The organism is Lacticaseibacillus camelliae DSM 22697 = JCM 13995, from assembly GCF_001311195.1.
Taxonomy (GTDB): domain Bacteria; phylum Bacillota; class Bacilli; order Lactobacillales; family Lactobacillaceae; genus Lacticaseibacillus; species Lacticaseibacillus camelliae.
In genome coordinates, this window is the sequence record NZ_BBAJ01000036.1 from 1 (window position 1) to 22,913 (window position 22,913).

Below are 22,913 nucleotides of genomic sequence, written 5' to 3' on the forward strand. Positions count from 1 at the left end.
AAAATTGAGGCTCATTTTATTTTTCCTTTTTCTCGTCAACCAAAATGGTGCCGGCCGGCGGGTTTTGGTCTAGCGCACCAACACTGGGTGCGGCTGGTAAGGGGCTTCCAGTGCTTTGACGTCTTCTTCGTCCAAATCCACCTGCTGGGCTTTAACCGCCTCGCGCAGGTGGTTTTCCTTGGTGGCACCAACGATTGGAGAGGCAACCCCTTTGGCCCACAGCCAGGCCAGGGCGACTTGACTCATGGCGGCGTGGCGCTTTGCCGCTACGGCTTCGACCTGTTTGATAATGGCCAAGTCGTTTTCTTCCATGTTGTCGTACTTACCCTTAGCCACCTTATCCGTGCGGCTGCGCAGCGTGTCGGTATTCCAGCCAGGATGGCTGAGGTGTCCGGCTGCAAGTGGACTATACGGCATCAGTGAGGCACCCCATTTTTGAGTCAACGGGATCAGGGCCTTTTCGTCCTCGCGGTACAGCAGATTGTAGTGGTTCTCCATGGTCTGAAAAGTGGCCCAGCCATGTTTTTGGGCCATTTGCTGCATGGCGTCGAATTGCTCAGGGTACATCGCGCTGGCGCCGATGGCCCGGACCTTGCCGGCGACGACCAGGTCGTTGAGCGCCGACATGGTTTCTTCAATCGGCGTGTCGTAGTCGAAGCGGTGAATGATGTACAGGTCAAGGTAGTCGGTGCCCAGCCGCTTCAAGCTGCCATCGATTTCGCGATGAATGGCGGCTCTGCTGAGTCGGCCTGGGTTGAAGTAGACCTTGGACGCCAAAACGACCTGGTCGCGAGGCACGTCGTTGTCGCGCAGGGCCTGGCCAAGGTATTCCTCACCAGTTCCTTTCGAGTAGGAGTTTGCAGTATCAAAAAAGTTGAGTCCGAGATTAAGCGCAGTCTTGACCATTTTTGTGGTGGCGGTCTGATCCAGCGTCCAAGCGTGCATGGTGCCGGCTTGACCAAAGCTCATACCGCCAACGCAAAGTCGAGAGACTGAGATGCCTGTTTGACCCAGTTTAATTTGTTTCATAGTTGTGCCCCTTTTCGTAGTGGTGCGTGTCCCTATTACACCACACTGGTGATTAGTTTAATTGAGCTTCCAGTACTTATTCTAACACCGTTTACTTGACTTCTGGCCGGCGCGAGAATGCGCTTGAAATGGCGGATTAATGATTGTGGTGAACACCATTCAAGCAATGGGCGGTAAAAGGTGAAAAGTAAGATTCGATTAGATTACGATGTTGATTTTCTCATCAAAACGATGTACCGTGTATTTAACAAAATAATTCGTCCATAAACCGTTGATGTGGAGATCAAAACTGTTGTGCACGCACAGAGAGCGACCGGAGCTGGGAATGTCGTCGAACGCAGGCAGTCAAATGGACCACTGAGGGACAGGCCAAAAGAACCTGAGCGCAGGTGTCGCGCACTTAGGACTTCAGATAACCAATCACGCGCTCAAGCGAGTGATTGGTTATCCGTGAGTCCGTTGCGGCACCGGCGCTCGCCGTCAAGTCAGCCTGTACGTGAGACATACGTCAGTTGTCGGAAGAGTGTTAGCTCTTCGCTAAGTGGGACGAGGTACGTGTTTTGAGTATCCGTCCAATTAAGGTGGCACCGCGGAAGAATCCGTCCTTAAACAGTAACTAGCTGTTTATGGGCGGATTTTTTTGTGTATCTGGTCCAATGGAGGCTACTTTATGGCAATCAAGTTCGCACGTGTAGATGAACGGCTGGTTCACGGTCAGATCATGACCAGCTGGATCAAGCAGTACCCAGTGTCGCATATTTTGATTATCGATGATGCCCTGGCCGCAGACGAGTTTACTTCCTCGGTGCTGGCGATGTCCGCCCCGGCCGATATCACGATCGACATTCAGCCGGTGGCTAAGGCCGCTGAGATGCTTCAGGATGACAGTCAGCCCGACTTCTTTGTCCTGTTCAAAACGCCAGTCGCGGCCGCGGCACTGGTCAAGGCCGGCGCAGCTCTGCCCAGCCTCAACATCGGCAACATGGGCAGTGCACCAGACCGCACGCCGTTGACTCGTCGGGTTTTCGCTAACCAGACCGAACGCGCGGCCATGCATGAGCTGCAACAACTGGAACCGACGTCTATTTGCAGATGCTGCCGAGTGACCGGCGCGTTGCTTATCAGCAGGAGGTGCGCGCATGAATACCTTCTTTATTGCAGTCATCATCGCGGCCTTGTGCTGGTTGACCAGTTCGGCGCTGCCGATGTGGTCGCGCTGGGCATTTTACTTCGGCGCGCCGCTGGTGGCCGGCCTGATCGACGGTCTGCTGCTGGGGCAGCTGACATACGGCTTGCAGGTTGGCGCAACGATTCAAATGGCGTACATTGGGCTGCTTGCTGTTGGCGGCACACTGCCGAATGAAATGGCCATCGCGGGTTACCTGGGCGTTGCAATGACGATGATGTCTGGTAGTTCCGCGGCCACGGGCCTGGCGATTGCGACACCCCTTGGGCTGCTCGGTGTGCTGTGTCAGAACGCCAAAATGGCGCTGAACCCGATCTGGGTCCACCGCGCTGACACTTATGCGGCGGCTGGGGATGTGCGCGGCGTGCGGCGAATGAACCTGTTTGCGTCGCAGATTGTGCCGTTTATTACGTATTTCATCCCTGCGTTTCTGTGCGTGTACTTCGGCGGTCATTACTTTGCAGCTTTCATGGCAGCACTGCCGGTGCAGATCACCAATATCTTGATGTTGATCGGCAAAATGATGCCGGCGCTGGGCCTAGCGATGCTGATGCAGGTGTTGGCGAAAAAGTCGACCATTCCGTTCATTTTGATTGGGTTCGCGCTTGCCGCTTATTTGAAACTCGACGTGATGGCCATCGCCATTATTGGGACCGGGCTCGCGCTGCTGCACTATTACTACATGCCACAAGGAGGTCAGCACGATGGAACAAACGCCAAAAAAAGCTTAGTAAGAAAACGCTGCGGAAGACCTGGTTTGCATGGCAGTCTTGGGGCCAGATCTGCTACAACTACGAGCGGATGATGGGCCTTGGATTTGCCCACGCGATGTCTTATGTGCTGGAGGAGCTGTATCCCAATGACAAGGACAAGCTGGCGGAAGGCCTTACTCGTGAGCTGACGTATTACAATACGGAGAACACTTTTGGCTCCATGATTGCCGGCATTGTCGCGTCGCTCGAAGAGAAAAAAAAGCCAACGATGATTCCCTCAGCGGCGACATGATCAACAACCTCAAGGCCGCGTTGATGGGGCCGGTTGCCGGCATCGGCGATACCATTACGCAGTCGCTAGTCAAAGTTATCCTGCTGGGAATCGGCATTGATATGGCCAAAAACGGGAGCGCGCTGGGCCCAATTTTATTCGTCGTCCTGTTCTGCGCGTACGCGCTGATTGTCGGTCATATCTGCTTTTACTCGGGCTATCACTTGGGCCAAGCGAGTGTGACGAGTTTGCTCAAAGGCGGCAAGATTGCGCGTGTCACGGATTCGTTAGGTGCGCTGGGGATGATGGTGCTCGGGGCCTTGATTCCCACCACGATTACGGTGGGCACACCACTGAAATTTGCCGTAGGGCAGGTCAAAATCAATATTCAGTCCATTCTCAACAGTATTGTGCCGGACTTGCTGCCAGTGCTGCTGTTCTTGGGACTTTTCTACCTCCTGCGCAAAGGGCAAAAGCCTGTACGGCTGATGGGTCTCATTATTGTCGCGGCAATTGTGCTTTCACTGACCGGGATCCTGAAATAATCCGCAGATTAATGTCTCTGGAAAAAGCTTTGAACGCTCAGATTAGCTGAGGGTTTGAGGCTTTTTTTATAACAAATTTCAAAATACTATGCATGCGCATATAAAAGTGGTACACTACTTTTGCTTTAGGATTGTATTGGTAGTTTGGTCCTAACTGAGGACCTGCACCAATTAATGTGAGCTGAAAAAAGTATAAACAGAGTGAAAGGGTCAGACCATTTGAGGCTGACCACTAAGGAGACAGATAAATGACAAAAACAATCATTATTACCGGTGCTAATTCTGGGCTGGGCTTTGAAACCACTAAGCAAATTGCTGAACAGGGGAGTGATTATCACCTGATCATGGCTTGCCGCAACATGGCGAAAGCGAGTGCGGCCCGCGAAGAGATTCTCAAGACTGCGCCAGAAGCTAACCTGACATGTCTTGAATTGGACACTTCTTCGCTTGCTAAAGTTCGGGCCTTTGTCGGGGCGTTCAAGGCGCTCGGTGAGCCGCTTTACGGCCTGGTTTGCAACGCTGGCATTGCCGGTCGCACGGCGAGTGAAACTGCTGACGGGTTCAACAATATTTTCGAGACCAATTACCTCGGCCACTTTTTGCTGGTGCAGTTGCTGCTGCCGCTGATGCAAGATGACAGTCGCGTTGTGACGGTCAGCAGTGAGCGCCACGATACTCCACTCAGGGGTGTTGATTGGCCAGGTGTCGAGGCATTGGCTTACCCTGGCCGGGATGCTGCGGCGGATCAGCGGAGTTATCTATACTCCAAGCTGTGCGCGGTCCTGTTCACCTACGAGTTGGATCGCCGTCTGACTGCTGCAGGCAAACACATCGTGGTGAACACGGTTAATCCAGGTCTCATGATCGAGACGGGGTTGTCCAAGAATAAAGCACGCTTCACGCCGGAAATGATGGCGCAGGTGGCGGACTTACTCAGCACCGCGAAGGACTCGGGGACTATGATCAAAAATCTGATGGTGGATGACAAGTTCGCTGAGGGTCCGGCACGGTATTTTGACCGCAGCAGTGACAAGCCGGTGCGGTCATCGGAAATGTCTTATGATCAGCAGATTCAAGATGAGCTTTGGAATTTCAGCATGAAGGCTGTGGGTTTAGCCCAGTAGTGTCAGAACATTGCGCCAATTAAAATATCCTCCTTGCCAATGGCCTTGACGTCGCTGACGAGGAGGATATTTTTCCGTCAGCCAAAAGGTCTTGTAGTACCCACTTTGGTGCCATAGGTGCTGGTCCGAAAGTCATCTAAAATTATTTTGAAGAAACACTATGCGTGCGCATATAAATGTGCTATACTCATTTTGCGTTGAGAATTAGCTACTTTTGGTAAGTAAATTGTCAAAGCGCTAAGGCCGGGTATTAACCGGTCAAATTTTTTAGCCAATACTATGCGTACGCATATAAATCAAATCTGGCGGACTAAGCTAGATTGCCTACCATCGCGATTATTTTAGGAGGAATCAAGTTGAAACTTGTTACCGTTGAAGAGCATTATGATACAGATCGGAACATCAAGGAATTCAATCAGTACTCAGAAGTGAAGAACAACAATCCGCGCCAAGATCAGCTGCGCCCGGACCTCGTTGACTTCAGTAACAAGGTTGCTTACATGGATAAGTACGGGATCGATTTTCAGGTGATTTCCGATGCCGGCAATTCACCACAGGTCCTGCCCGATCAATACGCCGTTGATGGCGCGCACGCCCAAAACGAAACACTAGCCGAAAACATCAGCAAGTATCCGGATCGCTTTGCCGGCTTGGCAACCTTGCCAGCTAATACACCAGACGAAGCCGCTAAGGAGCTTGATTATGCGGTCACTAAATTGGGCTTGAAAGGCGGCATCATTTCCGGCAGCGTGAACGGCCAGTTCCTGGATGATCCGAAGTTTGAGCCAATCTTCGCGGCTGCTGACAAGCTGGGCACGACACTTTATCTTCACCCAGGCGTCATCAGCAACGATCAAAAGGCGATGCTGTACGACAGCAAGGCCTACAACGCATTAGGGGCCACGATGATGGCCGGGGCAATGTGGGGCTGGCACATGGAGCAGGGCATTCAGATGCTTAGGATCATCACGTCCGGCATCATGGAGAAGTACCCGCACTTCAAGATTGCTTCCGGTCACTGGGGTGAATTTGTCCCAATGTTCCCGGAACGGATCGATGGCTTCAGCCCAATTATCACTGATCTGCCGCTGAAGTTCTCGGACTACTACAAGCGTCAGGTTTACCTGTCACCATCCGGCATGTTCACTGCGCCGCAAATGCAGTTGGTCCTCACTGAGATGGGTGCCGATCACATCATGTGGTCCGAGGATTTTCCTTATGTTCAGTCCGGTAATGAAGTCCGTCAGTTCCTTGAACAAGCTGACATCACAGATGCGCAACGTGAAGCAATTGCCCACGGTACTGCTGAGACCGTCTTTGACCTTAAATAACGCAACTTCACACAATTAAAGGAGAACACACTTATGAAAATTGGAATTATCGGTGCCACTGGTCACGTTGGCCAGGCCATCATGAAAGAAGCAATTAACCGCGGCGACCAAGTCACGGCTATCGTTCGCAATGCCCAAAAGGCGAAGACCCTTTTCGATGATCAAGCGACCATTCTGGAAAAAGACGCCATGGCGCTGACACACAACGACTTATCAGACTTGGATGTGGTCGTTGACGCGTTTGCTTCGTCAACTCCTTACGAGCATGTCGACTTAGCGACGCGGTTGATCAGTTTCTTCCGCGAAGACAAAACGACCCAGTTGTTTTTTTGTGATTGGTGCTTCCACACTGATCAAAGACGATGGCAGCACCCTGCTGGCGGATACGCAAAAGCGGTTTGCCGGCGAACCTTGGCTGGATGGAATGATCGAGCAAAATCGCGAGTTTGAATTTCTGAAGTTGGTTGACGATGTGCACTGGACTGCCATCACGCCATCCACCGATTTTACGGATGGACCGAAGACGGCCTATCGAATCGGCGGCAGCCACATCATCCAGAGTGCTGCAGGAAAAGAAGAAATTTCAGTGGCAAACTTCGCCGCTGCTTTGCTGGACGAAAGCGAGCAGCCAAAGCATACACGGGAACAATTCTCCGTAGTCGACGCCTAGAGAGGCCTTTGATGATGCGTGATAAAAACGATCAGACCATCATGAAACAATTACATGTCGCGTCCAATATTGCCCTTCGCGTGCTTGAACGGCGATTAAAACCGCTTGGCGTCAATAGCAGCCAGTATTTCTTCGTGTTGAAATTGCATGATGATCCTGGTGTCACCCAAGATCAACTGGTGCGGGAAGACAGCCGGCACCAAAGTAATGTCAACCGGAAATTTCCCGGCTAGTCGACTTAGGCTTTGTCGATAAGCGTCAGTCCACAACGGATGGCCGGCGCTACCAGCTTTGGCTCACCGAAGCTGGTGAAGACTTGTATCCGAAAGTGAAGGCGGCGCTTGATGCCCAAGAGAAAGTCCTCAGTGAGTGCCTGACAGCCGCTGATGGACGCGTGACTCAGGCAGATTTCTTGGCCGTTTTACATCGAATCACACAGCTTGATTCAAAATAGACCCTTAACTTAGAAAGCAGGAATGTCATGCCAGCATTAACGCTTAATCAGCACACTTATCCAGATCTGATTATTCCAGATGGTTATCAGATCGTCGTTGAAAAATTAGTTCCACGCAACGGCAAGCAGGTTCACCTGCGTCGTTATCAGCCGGCCAGTTTGCCAAAAGAAGCGCTCAACCGTGAACACGTCACCGTGATTTATGGTGACGATGGCTACTTGTATTCCTACAACGCGTTGACTCAACCACTGACTGGTAAGTTACCCAGTGAGGATCAGGCTTTTGCCAAAGCTGAACAGATTTGGCAGGAAGTCGATCCCGCTTATCGCGAGCAGCTTGAAGAACTGCGCAGCTTGACCGGTCAGACGCGGACCTACGTTAATGCCCAAGGCCAGACGGTGACGATCCCGCTGGAATGGGCGAAGTATGCCAACATGGTCGATGACGGCAGTTACGAATGGATCGGCCTCGGCCCAAACGGGGTCGTTCTCGAGTTTGAACGCCAGAGTTACTGGGACTTCTCTGCTAATCGGCAGAAAACTGAGATGTGGAATGGCGATGACTGGATCCTTGCCCGGCGCGGGCTGGGTCCACAGCTGCCGGCGCCGCTTCCAGTGGCTTAAGACCCTAGCGCACAGAATCAAAATCCAGTCGATAAGCGGCTGGATTTTTTTGCCTGCGCTCATGATGCTCACCGGGGTTGTAAGGGCAGTCAGCCTCTGATGGTTTGATTTAAACTAAATAAACAATTAGTATTAAGAACGTTGAACCAGTTGGAAGATCTGGAAGCGATGGGGAATCAAATGAGTAAAACTAGTCAGAATTCGCACGCGATGGTTGTGCCACTAATGATTGCGGCCTTTCTATCGTCATTGGGCCAAAGCCTGATGACTGCCAGTGTGCCGCAGATTTCGCAGGCGTTTAACATTAGTGAGGCGCAAGGCGAGTGGCTGACGATGGGCTACATTTTAATTTTGGGTATCGTCTCTGCATTCACGGCTTTTTTTGATCAACCGTATCCCGACTCGCCCCTTATTCCTGACGACGATGTGTCTGTTCACAGTTGGCATTGTGATCTCGCTGGTCGCCCCGAGTTTTCCGCTGCTACTGGTTGGCCGCTTGATTCAAGGGGTTGGCGCCGGCGTGATGCTGCCGTTGACGCAGGTCGTCCTGATGAACAGCTATCCCAGCAGTCAGCAAGGCGCGGCTTTTGCGGTGATGGGCATCGTGCTGGCATTTGCGCCGGCGATTGGGCCCACGATTGCCGGAGTGCTAAGTGATCACTTTGGTTTTCGGTCAATCTTTATCCTGATGTTGGTGATTGGTCTGGTTGCGCTACTAATGGGCGTGAGAATGGTGCACAACGTCGGTAAAACGACGACTGAAAGTTTGGACGTCATCTCGGCCATCCTGTATTCAATCGGCTTTGCGGTCCTCATGATTGGGGTGTCAGAGACCCAAGTGGTTGAGATGCTGATTGGGCTAGTTCTGTTAGTCGTCTTCGGTATCCGTCAGTTTCGAGTGCCGTCGCCATTTTTACAGTTGCGAGTGTTTAAAAGTCGGCGCTTCACTGTGACCATGACATTGATTGTCGTGGGCTATGCGGTCAACATGACCGACGTGATGCTGGTGCCGCTGATGCTGCAATCGGCGCTGGGTTATTCGGCCACGATTGCCGGGCTGGCGATGTTGCCCGGGGCGTTGTGCAACTTGGTTGCGAATCCACTGGGTGGGTGGCTGCTTGATCATAAAGGCGCACGCGTGGTCGGTATTCTGGGCACTGCCAGCGTTGCGCTTGGTGCCAGCGGCTTGGCCTTCGTCCTGCATGCGAACAGTCCGCTTTGGTTAGCAGCAGTGGGTTACATTTTGCTTAGTTTTGGGATGTCCTTGATCATGACGCCACTGGTACCATACGCGGTCAGTGAGCTGTCGGTGAAGGAAATGAGTCACGGCAACGCAATCATTGTGTCTGGCCGGCAGATGCTGGGGACGATTGTTGGCACTGCCTTAGTCGCCGTCACGGCTCAGGTGTCACCGGGTAAGGAAACCACAATTGCCGGAATCAACGTGGCCTACGCTATTTTGATGGTGATCGCGCTGCTTGGACTGGCGATTGCGGTAACGCTGTTGAAAAATCAGCGGATGGATGAAGAAGCGCTTTGATTGCCGCCGAAAATGCGCTTGCTTTTGCACATGAAAGTCATCAGGATTGAGATATGCGAACAATAGACGAAGAAAAAAAAGCCCGGGTCACGCGCGCCGTGTTGGCGCTGGTGAGCAGCGAAGGCATCCAGGGGCTGACCTTCAGTAAAATTGCGGCTCAGGCTGGGGTCAGTTCCGGCACGCCGTTTGTGTATTACCGAGACAAGGCGGACATGCTGGCCAAAATCTACGTGGCGGTCAAGGATGAGATCAATGCGGGCCTGGCAGTGGCAATCACGAAAGGTCAGACCATTCAAGCTCAGCTGCGGCTCGCGGCATTGTACATGGCCAAGATGGCATTAAAGTACCCGCTGGAGTGGCAATACATTGAGGCGGTTGAATCCAACCCTGGGGCAGTGTCGGATCAAGCACGCGCGCAGTTCAGACAAGTGGTCACGCCGCTGCGGCAGCTCTATGCACAGGCGATTGCTGCGGATCTCTTAGTGACTGCTGATCCTGACGATATTCACGTCCTGCTGTTTGCCCCGATGAAGGCGCTGCTCACGCGCAAGCAGGTCAATCACCAGACTGTGACCTTGGCTGATTTGCAGACTATCATTGACCTTTCTTTAGCTGGGTTGATTAAAAGTTAGACGGATACGGCCGCTCAATCACACGAAAAATTGAGCGGGCTTTTCGTTTTTGTGTGACGGCCCAGCTGTTCCTTCGCGCGTGGCGTTATAATCGAGAAAAGCGGGGGAACGAATCCAGAGTGGTTGGAGGATTTTAGATGCAACATCAAAAACGGTGGCTGACGCTTTCTGCAGTATGCGTGGCGGTTCTTGCGGTGATTGGCTGGTACGCCTATGGGCAGCGTCAGCGCGGGTTGATCGACGGGACTAGCACCACTGCAGCATTGACCTCGCAGAAGCAATTTTACCAGCAGTTCACGAAGCAGTACCCAGCCTTAAAGCCGGCGCTTGATCACGATGCTAAACCGGATACGTATGTGATTCCAGGACTGGGGCAAACCAAGTCATTGACGACAGGTGTCAAGGGCCAAGTCGGAATCAGCAAAACGATGGATCCGCAGGGCCTCACGGTGACGCCAAAATATGTCGTGATTTCGGCGTACAGTCGCGACAATCAGTATGATTCGGTGCTGTATTTTCTAAGTAAACGGTCCGGCCGCTTTGTGAAGCAGATGGTCCTGCCCAATGCTTCTCACGTCGGCGGCTTGGCCTACGACCCAGTCAGCAAGCGGCTGTGGGTGACGACTGAAACGGCGCAGAATACTGCGTCTCTTTCGGCATATGACGCAAAGACCTGGCAGCAAGCTAACTTTGCTCACGGCCATCACGCCAGTCAGTTTGACCAAGTCGTGTCGTTAAATCGGGTCAAGCGCGCCTCGTTTCTGACTTACCACAACAACGCGCTGTACGTTGGGTTCTTCGACCAAAGCACCCAAGGCAGTTTTGTGGCGCTGCCACTGACTGAACAGGGCATGCCTGATGTTGCCAATCGCCGCCGAGTCGAGCTGCGCGGTGCCAACCACCCAGGCAGTTATACGACGAGCAAGCGACTGCAGGGCGTCACGTTCTATCACGGCGAGATTTTATTTTCGCAGTCCTTTGGTCCCAATTCGTCCAGCATTCTGGCGTTTGATAACGATGGCCAGCGGACTTGGCTGGATTTCGACGGGGATGACACGCTGAAAACAGTGAAACTGCCGCCGTATCTGGAACAGATTTACGCGGATGGCGAGGATCTTTACGTGTTGTTTGAATCCGGCTCGGCGCGCTATCGTAAGGCCAAGTTGGGCTTGCACGCGGACCGCGTGGTGAAGCTGGATCTAGGCAACTTGATGAAGTAGCATTGGTGATACGCCAAAAGCCGGCTCAATTTCAAACACATTGAGTCGGCTTTTAAAGACCTGGCGGTTATTTTGCCCAAAGGCGAGGATGAGTTGAAATATCGAATTCATTCCGAGACTGTAAGCCAATATTGTCCAGGGTTTACACAAAACAATAATGGTCACAAATTTTTTTCAGCGACATTTTGGTCAGACCGGCCAGCATGCAGAGCAGGTCGTCTGGTACAACAGGCAGGAGAATCGCAATCGTGAACATGCGGTCAAAATTGCCTCCATTTAGGTAATGCTGGGATTTGGCGAGCGTTTTGGCAGGGACCAGATCTTCAAGAAAGCTTTTTCCAAAGCGGCGGACAAGACTGAACGCGGCGATCGAACCGAGACCGATGCCAACGTAATTATAGATAAAGCCCCAAACCGGTCCGAAAATGGCGACGGCAGCGATCGTGGATAGGCCGCCGGGAATAATGGGGAAAAAGACTTGGATGATTTGTAACCCAACAAACAGAGTCGGAGCCCAGAAGCCGGCCTGCTGCACGGTAGCCTGAATCGCCGCCAGAGAAGTCAGCCGATTGGTGCGCAAAGCAATCAAGGTCAGCACCAGCATAGCCATTAAGCCCAAAGCTTGGGCCAGTCGAAGCATTTTACGCGAGCGCGCCATCTGAGCCCTCCTTTCGCGAGCTGAGTTTAGGAGAAGATGTGCTTGCTGAACACGTAGTTCAGGCCAATCACGACGACTTGATCAATGATTTTGACGATAATCGGTGAGCCGTGAAGAAGCGTCAAGCCAACAAACAAGATAGCGGTGTCGGCCAAAAGTGAGGCCCCACGCAGGCTGAAGAAGCTGACTGCCTCTTTGAACACGGTGCGTGGCGTCATGTCAGCAGAGGCAAAGACGACTTTTTTATTAGCAACAAAGGCGAACAGCACGCTGAGCACCCATGCCGCGATGTTGGCCCAGAACCAGGCGATGCCCAGATGCGTGAGCCCAAAGAACAGCACGATGTTGATCAGCGTGGTGAGGCCGCCGACGATGAGGTATCGTAAGGCCTCGCCGTACCTGACGTATAGCGTTGAAATCCGTTTATCCATGATACGACCTCCTAGAGGAATGGAGCAGACTCGTGTAGATGAGAGATGCCGTCTTGTGTTTGGTTCCGTTGATGACCAATGGTGAAGCACTCAGACGATAGCGGTAGGTGCGAACAACATCAACGGCTTGGTGCATGCGACTGCGGTTTTGCACGGTAATTTGATAGCGACCGCGGTCAAGGTTGTGATGCAGCCGATAAACCGAGCGCGCATCGGTGAGATGATAAGTTTTGCCGCTGGTTAGCTGGGTAAGTGTAACAGCGACCATTGACTGGGCGTGAATCTGGACAGAAAAATAATCCGCTGGGCCATTCAAAGTCACTTTCTCAGTCATTAGAGTCCCCGGTTTGATCTGGGTCGGCTTCGCGTGGTACTGCTCAGACAGCTGACTGCGCTGAGCTGCCACCACCGCCGTTTGCGGCTGGATGGTGCCCACAAGGTGACTCAAGCCGAGCATACTGGCTAACGTCAAGACAAGGACAGTTGGCGGTAGCCACGCCGGGCGGTTGACGGCGGATTTCGACTTGACCGGAAGGGGGACACTGGCCAAGACAAACAGGGTCAAGGGCAGAATAATTTGGCCGTAACGGGCTTCGGTTTCCCAAAGCAGCGTGTGGAAAGCGAGGTAACCCAGTGCCGTGATCAGGGCAAGCATTCCAGCAACCTCACTGCCTTTTTGCCAATCCGGCTGCCATCCGAGCAGCCGCATGATCAGGGTCAACCATAGGGTCAAGGTCGCCGCCGTGTAGCCGACTGCGGTGAGCACCTGAAGCGTCTGTGCATGTTGCTGGTACCAAGTCGGTGCGGCGCGAAAACCGCCGTTGTACCAATTCCCAATGTGCTGAACGTTCAAGAGGATACCCAGCTTGGTCACCCACAGTTTGACGAGCCCCAAGGGTCCAAGGTGAGCAACGCGCTTATTGATTGACGTGAGGTCGTGGCGCTGCCGGGCCGCTTGGCTTGGCAATTGGATAGCCACCTTTGCGTCGTGTTTAGAATACATGCCGTTACTTTTGGCGTTGACGCCCATTAACAGCCAGTTCGTGGTGGGGAAAGCAAATTCTGTCTTTGGAGTGTAATGACTGACCGCATCGATGCCCTTATTGGCTGGGACACTTAGCCCAAAACCGACTACGACGAGGACCATCGGCAGCCATAATTTCAGCGGTTTTAGCAAATGCCGATGATGCAGGATCAGGGCGATAATTGCGAGCGCCGGGATCAGCACAATGAGATTTGGTTTGATCAGTGCACCCAGTACAACGGCGACAGTCAGTCCAATGCCTGCTCGCACCTGCTGAGCAGGCGTGTTACTTGGCCATTGCCAGAAAATACGTATGATGATCAGCAGAAGCAACATCGACGGCAGATCGGAATAAAAAACCTGCAGAAAGTAGGTATAAGCGAAGGGCGTGCAGGCGAGAAAGGCAAAACTGCCCAGCAGCAGGCTGTTGCGGTGGCTGAGCTGCCACACTGTGCGTAGTGCGAGCACAATGAAACAGTCAAGCAGCAAGAGGCTTAGAAGATGCACGGCGCCGTTTGTGGTCAGTCCAATCAGATTGTTTAGCCGCAGCCACATAGATAATAGGTAGGCCAATGGCACGTTGTTGGCATAGCGCCAGAAGTATGTGATGTGCCACGTCAGGTGACCAGCCGCCAATTGATCGGCTTGCGAAAGGAGCCGGTAAGGGTCGTGGTAAACCGTGACCGGCATACTTTTGAGGACCACCAGCTGACCGATCACCATGAGCACCAGACCAATTCCGACGCCCCAGATCACCTTTTTCGCAGCAAGACGGTTGAGTTGCGGTCCAATTAAACGTGAAGAGGCAAAGAGGAGCACAGCCGTAACAAGCACCGCGAGCCCTGCGCCTGAGACCAAGTTGCTGATGAGGCCAACAAGCAAGCAGCCGATGAGAATCAAAGGCAAAACAGCCGGTTTATATTTTCGTGTCATCAGGATCACCTAATTCAGTTTGGCTTGGATCGTGTAGCGTGGCCGTTCCTTGACTTCATTCATCAGCTTGCCGATGTACTCACCAATCACGCCGAGGCTGATCATTTGCACGCCGCCGATGAACCACAGCGAAACCATCAGCGAGGACCAACCATGAACGGTGAGCCCGAGCATTTTCATGATGACTGCGTACGCCATCATGGCGATGGCCAGCAAAGTGGCGGCGGTCCCGAGAATCAGGATGAGCCGCACTGGCGCGATGGTCAGGCTGGTGATGCCATCCCAGGCAAAAGCAAGCATCTTTTTGAGCGGATACTTGGATTCACCGGCCATGCGCGGGGTGCGCTTGTAGTAAACGGCGTCGGTTTTGTACCCGAGCTTGGGAATGATACCGCGGATGAACATGTTGCGCTCCGGATAGCTGAGAAAAGTCTCCACCGCGCGCTTGGACATGAGCCGAAAATCGGCGTGGTTCGGCACTAACTCGACACCGAGTAGCTTGAGGATTTTGTAATAGCCCTGCGCCGTGGTGCGCTTAAACCAGCTGTCGGTGTCGCGATTGTTGCGAACGCCATACACAATGTCAGCGCCGTCGGCATATTTATCGACCATTTCGCTAATTTTATCCGGATCATCTTGCAAATCGGCATCGATGGTCACAATCATGTCCGCAGTTTTAATCGCCTCTGCCATGCCGCAATCAGTGCCGACTGATGGCCAAAATTGCGGGAGAAGCGCAGTCCGCGCACGCGCGAGTGCGCTTGGTGAAGCTGGTTGATGATCTCCCAGGTGCGATCAGTTGAGCCATCGTCGACAATGAGGATATCTGCCCGCTGGCCCATCACATTCCGTTCAGCGATTTTTTTCTTCGATACTGAGCAAGCGCTGAATTGAGGAGGGTAAGACTTCTTCTTCATTGTAAGCAGGAACAACGATCGTTAATTTTTGTGTGTCCATAATGTTTGAATCCTTTCTGGAATCCACCGCCGCAGCGCGTCTTGAACGGCCGCAGCAAATGGGGTGATGATCAACCAGTAGCCGGTCGCCAGCAGCACGCTGGCAACGACATCGGTGGCAAAGTGATCACGCAGGTAAACGCGTGACGCGGCGACCAGGCCGATCCAGATCATACCGGCGAGCACCGCCACTAACTTAGTCTCCTGGTCATGAAGCAGTGGCAGCCCAAGCATCAGCAGGGTGAAGACGAACAGCACGGTGCAAAAGGTGTGGCCGCTGGGGAAACTGTAGCCGGTGTCCGGAACCAGTTGGTGCAATGGTCTTGCGCGTGCAACCAACTGCTTGATGATCTCAGCAATTGCGGAGCCAAACAGCTGAATGCCGAAGGCCCACAGTGCGGTGATGAGATCCCGTTTGATCCATAAGAAGAGGCATAGCACTGCCGTCAGCCCAATCACCGTAGCAGGACTGCCAAGCGTGCCGACGAGTTTAAAAATGCCGGTGTTCAGTGGACTTTCCGCACTGGCGAAAAAGCCGCTCACTGCGCGATCAAAGCCGCGGACCCATGGCGCATGATCGGCAACGCCCCACGCGAGACCGGCAAAGAGCAGGAGTAGGAATAACCCACTGGCGACGAATGTTTTGACTTTACTATTCAATGGGTTCACCTCGGCGATTGCACAGGCCCATAATTGCAGCGGGGAGCAACGAAATGGCGATAATTGCAAGCATGATCAATTCAAAGTGGGCTTTCACGACTGCGATGTTGCCGAAAAAGTAACCACTACCCAGCGCCACCAACACCCAGCTCAGGCCACCCAGCACGTTGTAAAGGGCAAAGTCGCGGTAGCGCATTTTGCTGATGCCGGCGGTAAAGGGGATGAAGGTGCGAATGATTGGGACGAACCGACCAAGAAAAATGGCCGGCTTGCCGTGCTTTTTGAAAAAGCGTTGGGACCGCTTGATGTAATTCGGCTTGATCAGCCGGCTGAGTTTCTGACTTTGCATCAGGTAGTTGCCGAAGTGTTCCCCGATTTCAAAATTCAGCGCGTCGCCGGCGATGGCGGCGATGCTGAGCAGGCCGATCAGCAGCCAGATGTTGAGACCCTGATTGTTGAGGGCGGCCAGCGAGCCACACAGGAACAGCAGGGAGTCCCCAGGCAGGAAGGGGAGAATCACGACGCCGGTTTCGATAAAAATCAGGCCGAAGAGCCCGATGTAAATTAGGTTACCGAATTGGCTGATCCATTGCGGTAAGAGCTGACTGAGGTTGGGTATTAAGCTTAATAGTAAGACTGACATGCGGAATCCCCTTTACTTTGTCATTTGCTGATGGTTCCAGCTTATTTCACCAAGGGCGCGCTCCCACTCATGAAAACTAAAGCCAAACTCAAAATTTTCAGGTGGGGCGGCGAAACGCCTAGATTTCAGGCCCATTTTCTGAAAAAAATTAAGATAAAGCCTGTCACAGCCGAAAAAAAACGTCCTGCAAATTTTTTTGCAGGACGTTTCATGTGCTATTTAGTTGGGAAAGTAAGCGTGAAAATCGTGCCGTGTGGTTGGTTGTCGGCCACGGTCAGCACGCAGTTGGTCAGCTTTGCCATTTGCGTGGCGATTGCCAGACCTAAGCCGGTGCCAAACACGGTGCCGCGCACGTCTGCGCTGCGGTAGAACCGCTCAAAAATGTGCTGCTTATCCTCATCGCTGATGCCGCTGCCTTGGTCCTTGACTGCGATGACTGGCGCACCAGCAGACACGTTAAGCGTCACGTCGATCTGACTGTCGGCAGGTGAGTACTTGGCCGCGTTTGTGACCAGATTGCTGATGATTTGTTCCAGCGCACTTTCGTTGCCGATGACGTGGACGTCATCGGCGATGTCTGCCTTCACCTCTTGACTAATGGTGCCAGTCAGTTTTTGCATGATGGTTTGTAGCGATTCGCTCAGGTTCATTTCTGTTAGGTCAAGGGCGAGGCGGTCGGCTCGGGAAAGTTGCAGCAACTCATCAATCAGCTGCTGCATTTGCCGCGATTCCTCAGTGATGTACTTCACGGATTTGCCGACGATTTCCGGGTGTGCCTCGCCGTGGCGCTCGATCAACTGGGCGTGGCTGCGAATCGTGGCGATTGGGGTCCGCAGTTCGTGGGCCGCGTTCATCACAAACAGTTTTTGTTGCTGCTGCCGCTCGTCCAGCAGACTCAGCAGTTCGTTGAAGTTGGTGGCGAGTTCAGTCACTTCCGTCGGCTGCGCCGGCACCGGCAGCTTCATTTCACCAGGTTCCTTGGCTGAAGCGATGACTTTGGTGGTGCGTGAGAGACCCGTCAGCGGATCCGTCAGGCGCTTGGTCAGCCGCCGGATGTAAAACGGCGTGATGAGCAACGTCAGCGCCAGCAGCAAGACCGTCACCTGAATGACTCGGACCAGGACCGCCAACTGGGGGTCCATGTTTTGCCACAGCGTGTAGTAAATTCCGCGGGCATGGGCGGTCCGGTGATACAAGATCCCTAGTCCTGGCCGAAGATAGGTATTCGTCAGCAAGGGAATTTTGATTGGTGCGACTTTGAGCATTTTCTCTGTCTGAGGAGACAGGTACTGCTTTCTTTTTGCATCCTTGCGCTCATTGTGGACGACAACGTAGCTTTGACTCGTGTCGATGGTACTGTTGCGTCGCCAATTCTCCCAGTCGTCATCACCGTCGATATCAGTCTTTTTGAGACTGCTGGTAATGTGAGAAGTGGTGGCACTGACTTCTTCCAGCATCTGGTGACCCACCGCCAGCACAATCGCGACGCCTAAGAGAATTGTCACCGCGATGATCAGCTTCATCAGGCTGCGCAGCATGATGGCGGCGCTGGACTGATTGCGTTTTTTTCATGTGAGTCACTCCTTGGCGACTTGGGCCGAGAGCATGTAGCCGACGCCGCGGACCGTGTGGATCAGTTTCTCCTCGTTGGGGTTGCTGTCGATTTTACTGCGCAAGTTGCGGACATACACGTCCAAAATATTTGGCTGACCATCAAAGTCGACGCCCCAAACGGTATCTAGGAGTTTCTCACGGGAGCAGGGCTCATTTTGCTTGGAGATCAGGGCCACCAGCAGCTCGTATTCGCGCTGCGTCAGCTGAATGATTTTGTCGCCGCGGGTAACGCGCTTCGCATCGGTGTCCACGACCAGATTGCTGACCGTGTATGTGGTGGCTGAATTGACCGCGGGCTGGCTATGTCTGAGCGCAACCTCGACTCGCGCAATCAGCTCTTCCATCTCAAACGGTTTGGTGATGTAATCATCGGCGCCGCCGGTCAGCCCGGCCACCTTATCGCCAATGTAGTCCCGCGCAGTCAGCATGATGATTGGAATCTGGCTTGTCTTGCGAATGCGGCGCAGCACACTGAACCCATCCAGGTGCGGCAGCATCCAATCCAGAATGATCAGGTTCACTTGGGCCTCGTTAGCGTGAAACAGATCCAGTGCCTCGAGGCCGTCTTTGGCCCAGATCACGTTATAGTCCTCTAGTTCAAATTCAGTGGTCAAGGAATCGGCCAGGGCGGCCTCGTCTTCAACTAAAAGTATGGTTGTTTTCAAAAAGCTTTCCTCCAACCGGGGTGTTGTCTTTTTATCAATTTCCGGCGTTATATCAGCAGTTTGTATATTCTAGTTTAAGCCAGTTTATTTCAAATTACCCTGTAGGAATACTAAATCAATTCTAAAGAATCTTCAGAATACCCGACAGAGGCTATATGGGAAGAGTCGGTTTAAAGACGGTCGGCTAATCTGTGCCATTGTGAAGGACCATTGAACTAAGGTCAGGGTTAGAGATGGCGATGGCTCAAATGTATGAATATTCGTGAATATTCCGGTATCAGAATGGTAAATTTTTTGTTCACACAAATATTTTATGGAAATCGCATAAAACGTATCCATACGTAGGAATACTGTTAAATAGGCGCTTTGGTCCTTAAAGCTTTTCCAAAAATATAAAAGTTTTTTTTGCCTAATTGATTTAACCCCTGAGTATTCTAATGCTATACTCTTCACAACGTTAGGTTTGTATACCCGGCTAAGCTTTTCTTGGCTCGGTGTTTTACTTAATTTGAGGAGGAGTGTTATGAAATCACGACCAAAAAATAGTCCTTTAGTGGGACGCTCAGATCCTGTCGCAAAAGACTATAAGATGTACAAGGCCGGTAAGTTCTGGCGTTTTGCCTTCACTATGTTTGCGGGGACAGTCATCGGCGGCAGCATGATGACTTTGCCGAATTTGTTGCCGGATTCTGGCATTCATGTCGTCAAAGCAGCGGCTGGGGATCCGTTGAGTGAAACTCGAAACTCCGATGTGTACAATACGATTAATGGGAAAAAAAGTCTATGCCACAATCACCGTATCAGGGACTGATGATGGTAATGGGCATTTGGCTGTTAATAAGCCGATTGAACTGACGGTCGATGGCTTACCCAAAGCAATCTATCTTGAACCTGTCACCTTGGCAAATACCACAACTGGGACCAAGTCGGATCCAGTGGAACTTAATATTGGCCAAGTTGGGCAAACTGGCGGCTTCTTTGGGTTTGGTGCGAGCAAAACAGTTAGCGGCGCTGGTGTCTTAACCTATACGTTTGATGCAGCAACGGTTGAAAAATTGTTTGGGGAGAGCGGGGACATGTGGCAGTCTATGTTCAACCACTTTCTCCTAACGCAACTGAACTGCAAGACATTGAGATTTCCAACGATGATGGGGAAATTCTTACGCCCCCGGATAAGGGGGGGGACCGGTGGCGGTGACAATCCAAACGAAACCAATACTGCCAAGCCTTTCCCAGTGACTTACAAGTATCTTGACGAAAACGGTACGGAGATTCCCAACTCTGCCCAAACTGTCGATGTTCCAGCAGACGGCACAATTGACTTTTCTCCATTAAAGCCACCTGCTGGTTATACTTTTGATCCAACACTGACCAAGGTCGACGTTGGCTCTTCAGCCGTTGCTGATTCGCTTCAAAGCATCATCAGTGGTGCCAAAGATTTTGACAGTCTGAACTCTTCTTTAGCAACTTTGGCACACCCAAGTCAGTTTATTGATTACGGGAGTAACGAGCTGACTATCACGTATCAAGGCAAGAAAATCGACACTACCCACATGGTGTCATTTAAATTGGTTGATCAGGATGGTAATCCTGTTAAGAATACCAATAACGTATCAACTTTCCAGGTTGCCAAGTATCCTTACTCCACGGGAACCACGATTACTACCTCGGGGCTGAATTTCAATGTGCCTGGCTACACAATGCGCCTAATGATGCGACTAAGAAGTATACTGTAACAAGCACACCTGGTGACCAAGTTATCACGGTCATTTATGACAAGGACAAGACGGGCACAGTGACGGTTAACTTGGTCGATCAGGCGACCGGCGAGTTAGTCGATGCTGGCACGAAGAAGAACACCTACTCTTACCAAGGTAAAGTTGGTGAAGCGGTTGATTTTGCTAAGATGGGGATTGATAAAGACATCTCCGGCTATACGTTGGTGAGTGACGGTACAACTGCCCAGGCGACGATTGCTGAAGACAACAAACCGGTTCTGATTACCTACAAGAAGGATGAGAAGGGTACAGTGACCGTCAACCTAGTTGATCAGGCAACTGGAGAGCTGGTCAACGCCGGGACTAAGAAGAATACGTACTCGTATGAAGGAAAAGTTGGCGAAGCGGTTGATTTTTCCAAAATGGGGATTGATAAAGACATTTCTGGCTATACTCTGGTGAGTGATGGCACAACTGCCCAGACGACGATTGCGGAAGACAACAAACCGGTTCTAATCACCTACAAGAAGGATGAATATAAGGGTACGGTGACCGTTAAACTAGTTGATCAGGCAACTGGAGAGTTGGTCAACGCCGGGACTAAGAAGAATACGTACTCGTATGAAGGAAAAATTGGCGAAGCGGTTGATTTTTCCAAGATGGGGATTGATAAAGACATTTCTGGCTATACTCTGGTGAGTGATGGCACAACTGTCCAGATGACGATTGCGGAAGACAACAAGCCGGTTCTCATCACCTACAAGAAAAAGGATGAGGGGCCGAAAATCTATACGCCTGATCATCCTGGGTCACTCAACAATGGCGATCCTAACGGGAGCTTGCGAGGTATCTCAACGGGGTTATTACTGAGAAGATTGACTACACAGGTGATGTGACAGGTTTGCCTGCTGATAAAACTGTGGCCTCAGTAAAAATTTATCGTACAGCCACTGCGACTGGAAATGGTACGGTCACGTACTCTCCTTGGACAACAAACGCATCAGGGGTTGGCGGGGATGATGAACTTGTGCTAGTTGATCAGATCACTGACAATCCGCAGTTTGTTCCCGTTGTTGCAGGCGCGACCGGCAAGATTGATGAAGCGACGAATCAACTTGTTAAGTCGCCTCTATTAACCACTTCTGGGGAGCTACCTGCTAATATCAAGGACACTGCGGATCTTCAAGGGGGTACAGCTCTTACTGCTTTTGAAATTACGCGTACTGTTAACTACAGTAAGACTGAACCAAACCTACAGGAGCACCAGGCGCCGAAGGATCCAAGCCTTCCGCACTATGAAGAGACACACAAGACTCTGACTATCACGGTTCAATCGGTTCGTGATGATCAGACCCAGGAATTGTCTAAGCAAGATTTGATTTTCTCTCGGCCATACACAGTGGATGAAAATGATCCAAGCGGTAAGATTGTTAGTTTTGGTGCATGGAGCCAAGACACTGCATTCAAGACGGTCACACCACCGGTGGTCCCAGGTTACACTGCATCTCCAGCAAATGTCACTGATGCAGTAGCTGGCAAAGAAGGAATCTCCGTTCAACAGGCAGCAAAGCTTTTTATTGCTGCGGATAGCGATGACAATAGTAGTTCTACCATTACTGTTACTTATACGCTGACGCCTCCAGAAAAGGGCAGTGGCACGGTTCACTACGTTTATCAGGACGTCAATGGCGTGGAGCTACAGCCGCCAGTCACGGTTTCTGGCGATCAGGGTTACGATTACTCGAAAGACTATAGTATTCCCGATACTCTGAGTGGTGAAGGCCTCGATTTGCCTGATGCTGGCGGAACACTGGACACAAGCGTGCTTTATTACTATGCCACGGCAGATATGAACGGTGGACAAATCAATACTCTGCCGGATGACAGTACTTCAGATTCTGCTTTCGGTACGCAAGGTCAAGATATTTGGGTCATGTACGTCGCAAAACCTAAGGCTGGCGAAAAGGGACCATCCGGCGATGCTGGTACCCCGCTCACAATCAAGAGCAAGGTGCCGGATAAAGATGGGAATATCGTAGTCACCTTCTCGGATGATTCGACTATCACGATTCCCAAAGGCGATACTGGTGATCAAGGCCCGCAGGGTGAAAAAGGCGATACTGGTGCCCAAGGTCCGCAGGGTGAAAAAGGCGATACTGGTGCCCAAGGCCCACAGGGTGAAAAAGGTGACACCGGGGCAACAGGTGCTGATGGTGCCAAAGGTGACACTGGTGCGCAAGGCCCTCAGGGTGAAAAAGGCGATACTGGTGCC

Annotated in this window: 23 protein-coding genes and 3 pseudogenes; 17 read left to right on the plus strand and 9 right to left on the minus strand. The window is 51.9% G+C overall.

Annotated features, from left to right (window positions below):
- Window positions 1-16: 16 nt before the first annotated feature.
- A pseudogene (locus tag JCM13995_RS07840) lies at window positions 17-1,029 on the minus strand (aldo/keto reductase).
- A gap of 670 nt (window positions 1,030-1,699) precedes the next feature.
- Here JCM13995_RS07840 and JCM13995_RS16005 point away from each other — a divergent pair.
- The 13 genes and pseudogenes from JCM13995_RS16005 to JCM13995_RS07905 all read left to right on the plus strand — a co-directional run.
- Window positions 1,700-2,086, plus strand: a pseudogene (locus JCM13995_RS16005) (PTS sugar transporter subunit IIB); the annotation flags it as partial.
- Between the two features lie 148 nt (window positions 2,087-2,234).
- Window positions 2,235-3,020 carry a PTS mannose/fructose/sorbose/N-acetylgalactosamine transporter subunit IIC gene (locus tag JCM13995_RS07850; RefSeq protein ID WP_263849618.1) on the plus strand — a complete coding sequence of 262 codons (786 nt, stop codon included), beginning with the start codon at window positions 2,235-2,237 and terminating at the stop codon, window positions 3,018-3,020.
- Window positions 2,996-3,220 (plus strand): PTS system mannose/fructose/sorbose family transporter subunit IID, encoded by a 225-nt coding sequence (locus JCM13995_RS16975; protein ID WP_263849619.1) that lies wholly within the window; start codon window positions 2,996-2,998, stop codon window positions 3,218-3,220. Before JCM13995_RS07850 ends, JCM13995_RS16975 begins: the two co-directional genes overlap by 25 nt.
- A complete protein-coding gene (locus JCM13995_RS07860) occupies window positions 3,217-3,744 on the plus strand; it encodes a PTS system mannose/fructose/sorbose family transporter subunit IID (RefSeq protein WP_054664314.1) in 528 nt (175 codons plus the stop codon). The genes JCM13995_RS16975 and JCM13995_RS07860 overlap by 4 nt, the downstream gene beginning before the upstream one ends.
- A gap of 248 nt (window positions 3,745-3,992) precedes the next feature.
- Window positions 3,993-4,868 carry an SDR family NAD(P)-dependent oxidoreductase gene (locus JCM13995_RS07865; RefSeq protein WP_054664317.1) on the plus strand — a complete coding sequence of 292 codons (876 nt, stop codon included), beginning with the start codon at window positions 3,993-3,995 and terminating at the stop codon, window positions 4,866-4,868.
- A gap of 356 nt (window positions 4,869-5,224) precedes the next feature.
- Window positions 5,225-6,199, plus strand: a complete 975-nt coding sequence (locus JCM13995_RS07870; RefSeq protein WP_054664320.1) for an amidohydrolase family protein — start codon at window positions 5,225-5,227, stop codon at window positions 6,197-6,199.
- A gap of 33 nt (window positions 6,200-6,232) precedes the next feature.
- Window positions 6,233-6,649 (plus strand): NAD(P)H-binding protein, encoded by a 417-nt coding sequence (locus tag JCM13995_RS07875; protein WP_054664323.1) that lies wholly within the window; start codon window positions 6,233-6,235, stop codon window positions 6,647-6,649.
- Window positions 6,624-6,869 carry an NAD(P)-dependent oxidoreductase gene (locus JCM13995_RS07880; protein WP_054664327.1) on the plus strand — a complete coding sequence of 82 codons (246 nt, stop codon included), beginning with the start codon at window positions 6,624-6,626 and terminating at the stop codon, window positions 6,867-6,869. Before JCM13995_RS07875 ends, JCM13995_RS07880 begins: the two co-directional genes overlap by 26 nt.
- 11 nt (window positions 6,870-6,880) lie before the next feature.
- The gene (locus tag JCM13995_RS07885) at window positions 6,881-7,102 is read left to right on the plus strand and encodes a winged helix DNA-binding protein (protein ID WP_054664330.1); all 222 of its coding nucleotides are present in this window, start codon (window positions 6,881-6,883) and stop codon (window positions 7,100-7,102) included.
- 248 nt (window positions 7,103-7,350) lie between these two features.
- A complete protein-coding gene (locus JCM13995_RS07890) occupies window positions 7,351-7,947 on the plus strand; it encodes a hypothetical protein (protein ID WP_054664333.1) in 597 nt (198 codons plus the stop codon).
- A gap of 382 nt (window positions 7,948-8,329) precedes the next feature.
- A complete protein-coding gene (locus JCM13995_RS07895) occupies window positions 8,330-9,487 on the plus strand; it encodes an MFS transporter (protein WP_156314379.1) in 1,158 nt (385 codons plus the stop codon).
- 53 nt (window positions 9,488-9,540) lie between these two features.
- Window positions 9,541-10,119, plus strand: a complete 579-nt coding sequence (locus JCM13995_RS07900) for a TetR/AcrR family transcriptional regulator (protein ID WP_054664339.1) — start codon at window positions 9,541-9,543, stop codon at window positions 10,117-10,119.
- Between the two features lie 137 nt (window positions 10,120-10,256).
- Window positions 10,257-11,339, plus strand: a complete 1,083-nt coding sequence (locus tag JCM13995_RS07905) for a hypothetical protein (RefSeq protein WP_054664343.1) — start codon at window positions 10,257-10,259, stop codon at window positions 11,337-11,339.
- A gap of 142 nt (window positions 11,340-11,481) precedes the next feature.
- On the opposite strand, the gene JCM13995_RS07910 is transcribed toward JCM13995_RS07905, so the two are convergent.
- The 8 genes and pseudogenes from JCM13995_RS07910 to JCM13995_RS07945 all read right to left on the minus strand — a co-directional run bounded on the left by JCM13995_RS07910 (window position 11,482) and on the right by JCM13995_RS07945 (window position 18,923).
- Window positions 11,482-11,997 (minus strand): TVP38/TMEM64 family protein, encoded by a 516-nt coding sequence (locus JCM13995_RS07910; RefSeq protein ID WP_225350794.1) that lies wholly within the window; start codon window positions 11,995-11,997, stop codon window positions 11,482-11,484.
- Between the two features lie 26 nt (window positions 11,998-12,023).
- On the minus strand, window positions 12,024-12,428 hold the full coding sequence (locus tag JCM13995_RS07915) for a GtrA family protein (RefSeq protein ID WP_054664346.1): 405 nt from the start codon (window positions 12,426-12,428) through the stop codon (window positions 12,024-12,026).
- Window positions 12,421-14,385: a glycosyltransferase-like membrane protein gene (locus JCM13995_RS07920; RefSeq protein ID WP_054664349.1), complete on the minus strand. Its 1,965-nt coding sequence runs from the start codon at window positions 14,383-14,385 to the stop codon at window positions 12,421-12,423. Before JCM13995_RS07920 ends, JCM13995_RS07915 begins: the two co-directional genes overlap by 8 nt.
- 9 nt (window positions 14,386-14,394) lie before the next feature.
- Window positions 14,395-15,342, minus strand: a pseudogene (locus tag JCM13995_RS07925) (glycosyltransferase family 2 protein).
- Complete coding sequence (locus JCM13995_RS07930; RefSeq protein WP_054664352.1) at window positions 15,324-16,001, minus strand: phosphatase PAP2 family protein; 678 nt, start codon at window positions 15,999-16,001, stop codon at window positions 15,324-15,326. The pseudogene JCM13995_RS07925 and the gene JCM13995_RS07930 overlap by 19 nt, the downstream one beginning before the upstream one ends.
- A complete protein-coding gene (locus JCM13995_RS07935) occupies window positions 15,994-16,644 on the minus strand; it encodes a VTT domain-containing protein (RefSeq protein WP_054664355.1) in 651 nt (216 codons plus the stop codon). The genes JCM13995_RS07930 and JCM13995_RS07935 overlap by 8 nt, the downstream gene beginning before the upstream one ends.
- Window positions 16,645-16,859: 215 nt before the next feature.
- A complete protein-coding gene (locus JCM13995_RS07940; RefSeq protein ID WP_054664358.1) occupies window positions 16,860-18,182 on the minus strand; it encodes a sensor histidine kinase in 1,323 nt (440 codons plus the stop codon).
- Window positions 18,183-18,221: 39 nt separating this feature from the next.
- Complete coding sequence (locus JCM13995_RS07945) at window positions 18,222-18,923, minus strand: response regulator transcription factor (protein ID WP_054664361.1); 702 nt, start codon at window positions 18,921-18,923, stop codon at window positions 18,222-18,224.
- Window positions 18,924-19,446: 523 nt separating this feature from the next.
- On the opposite strand from JCM13995_RS07945, the gene JCM13995_RS07950 reads away from it, so the two are divergent.
- The 4 genes from JCM13995_RS07950 to JCM13995_RS16980 form a co-directional block, all read left to right on the plus strand.
- Complete coding sequence (locus JCM13995_RS07950; protein ID WP_054664364.1) at window positions 19,447-19,734, plus strand: KxYKxGKxW signal peptide domain-containing protein; 288 nt, start codon at window positions 19,447-19,449, stop codon at window positions 19,732-19,734.
- Window positions 19,691-20,659 (plus strand): MucBP domain-containing protein, encoded by a 969-nt coding sequence (locus JCM13995_RS07955; protein WP_156314380.1) that lies wholly within the window; start codon window positions 19,691-19,693, stop codon window positions 20,657-20,659. Before JCM13995_RS07950 ends, JCM13995_RS07955 begins: the two co-directional genes overlap by 44 nt.
- A gap of 59 nt (window positions 20,660-20,718) precedes the next feature.
- Window positions 20,719-21,537, plus strand: a complete 819-nt coding sequence (locus JCM13995_RS07960) for a MucBP domain-containing protein (protein WP_054664370.1) — start codon at window positions 20,719-20,721, stop codon at window positions 21,535-21,537.
- Between the two features lie 131 nt (window positions 21,538-21,668).
- Window positions 21,669-22,913: mucin-binding protein (locus JCM13995_RS16980; RefSeq protein ID WP_162230924.1), on the plus strand; the 1,245-nt coding region annotated here is incomplete at its 3' end.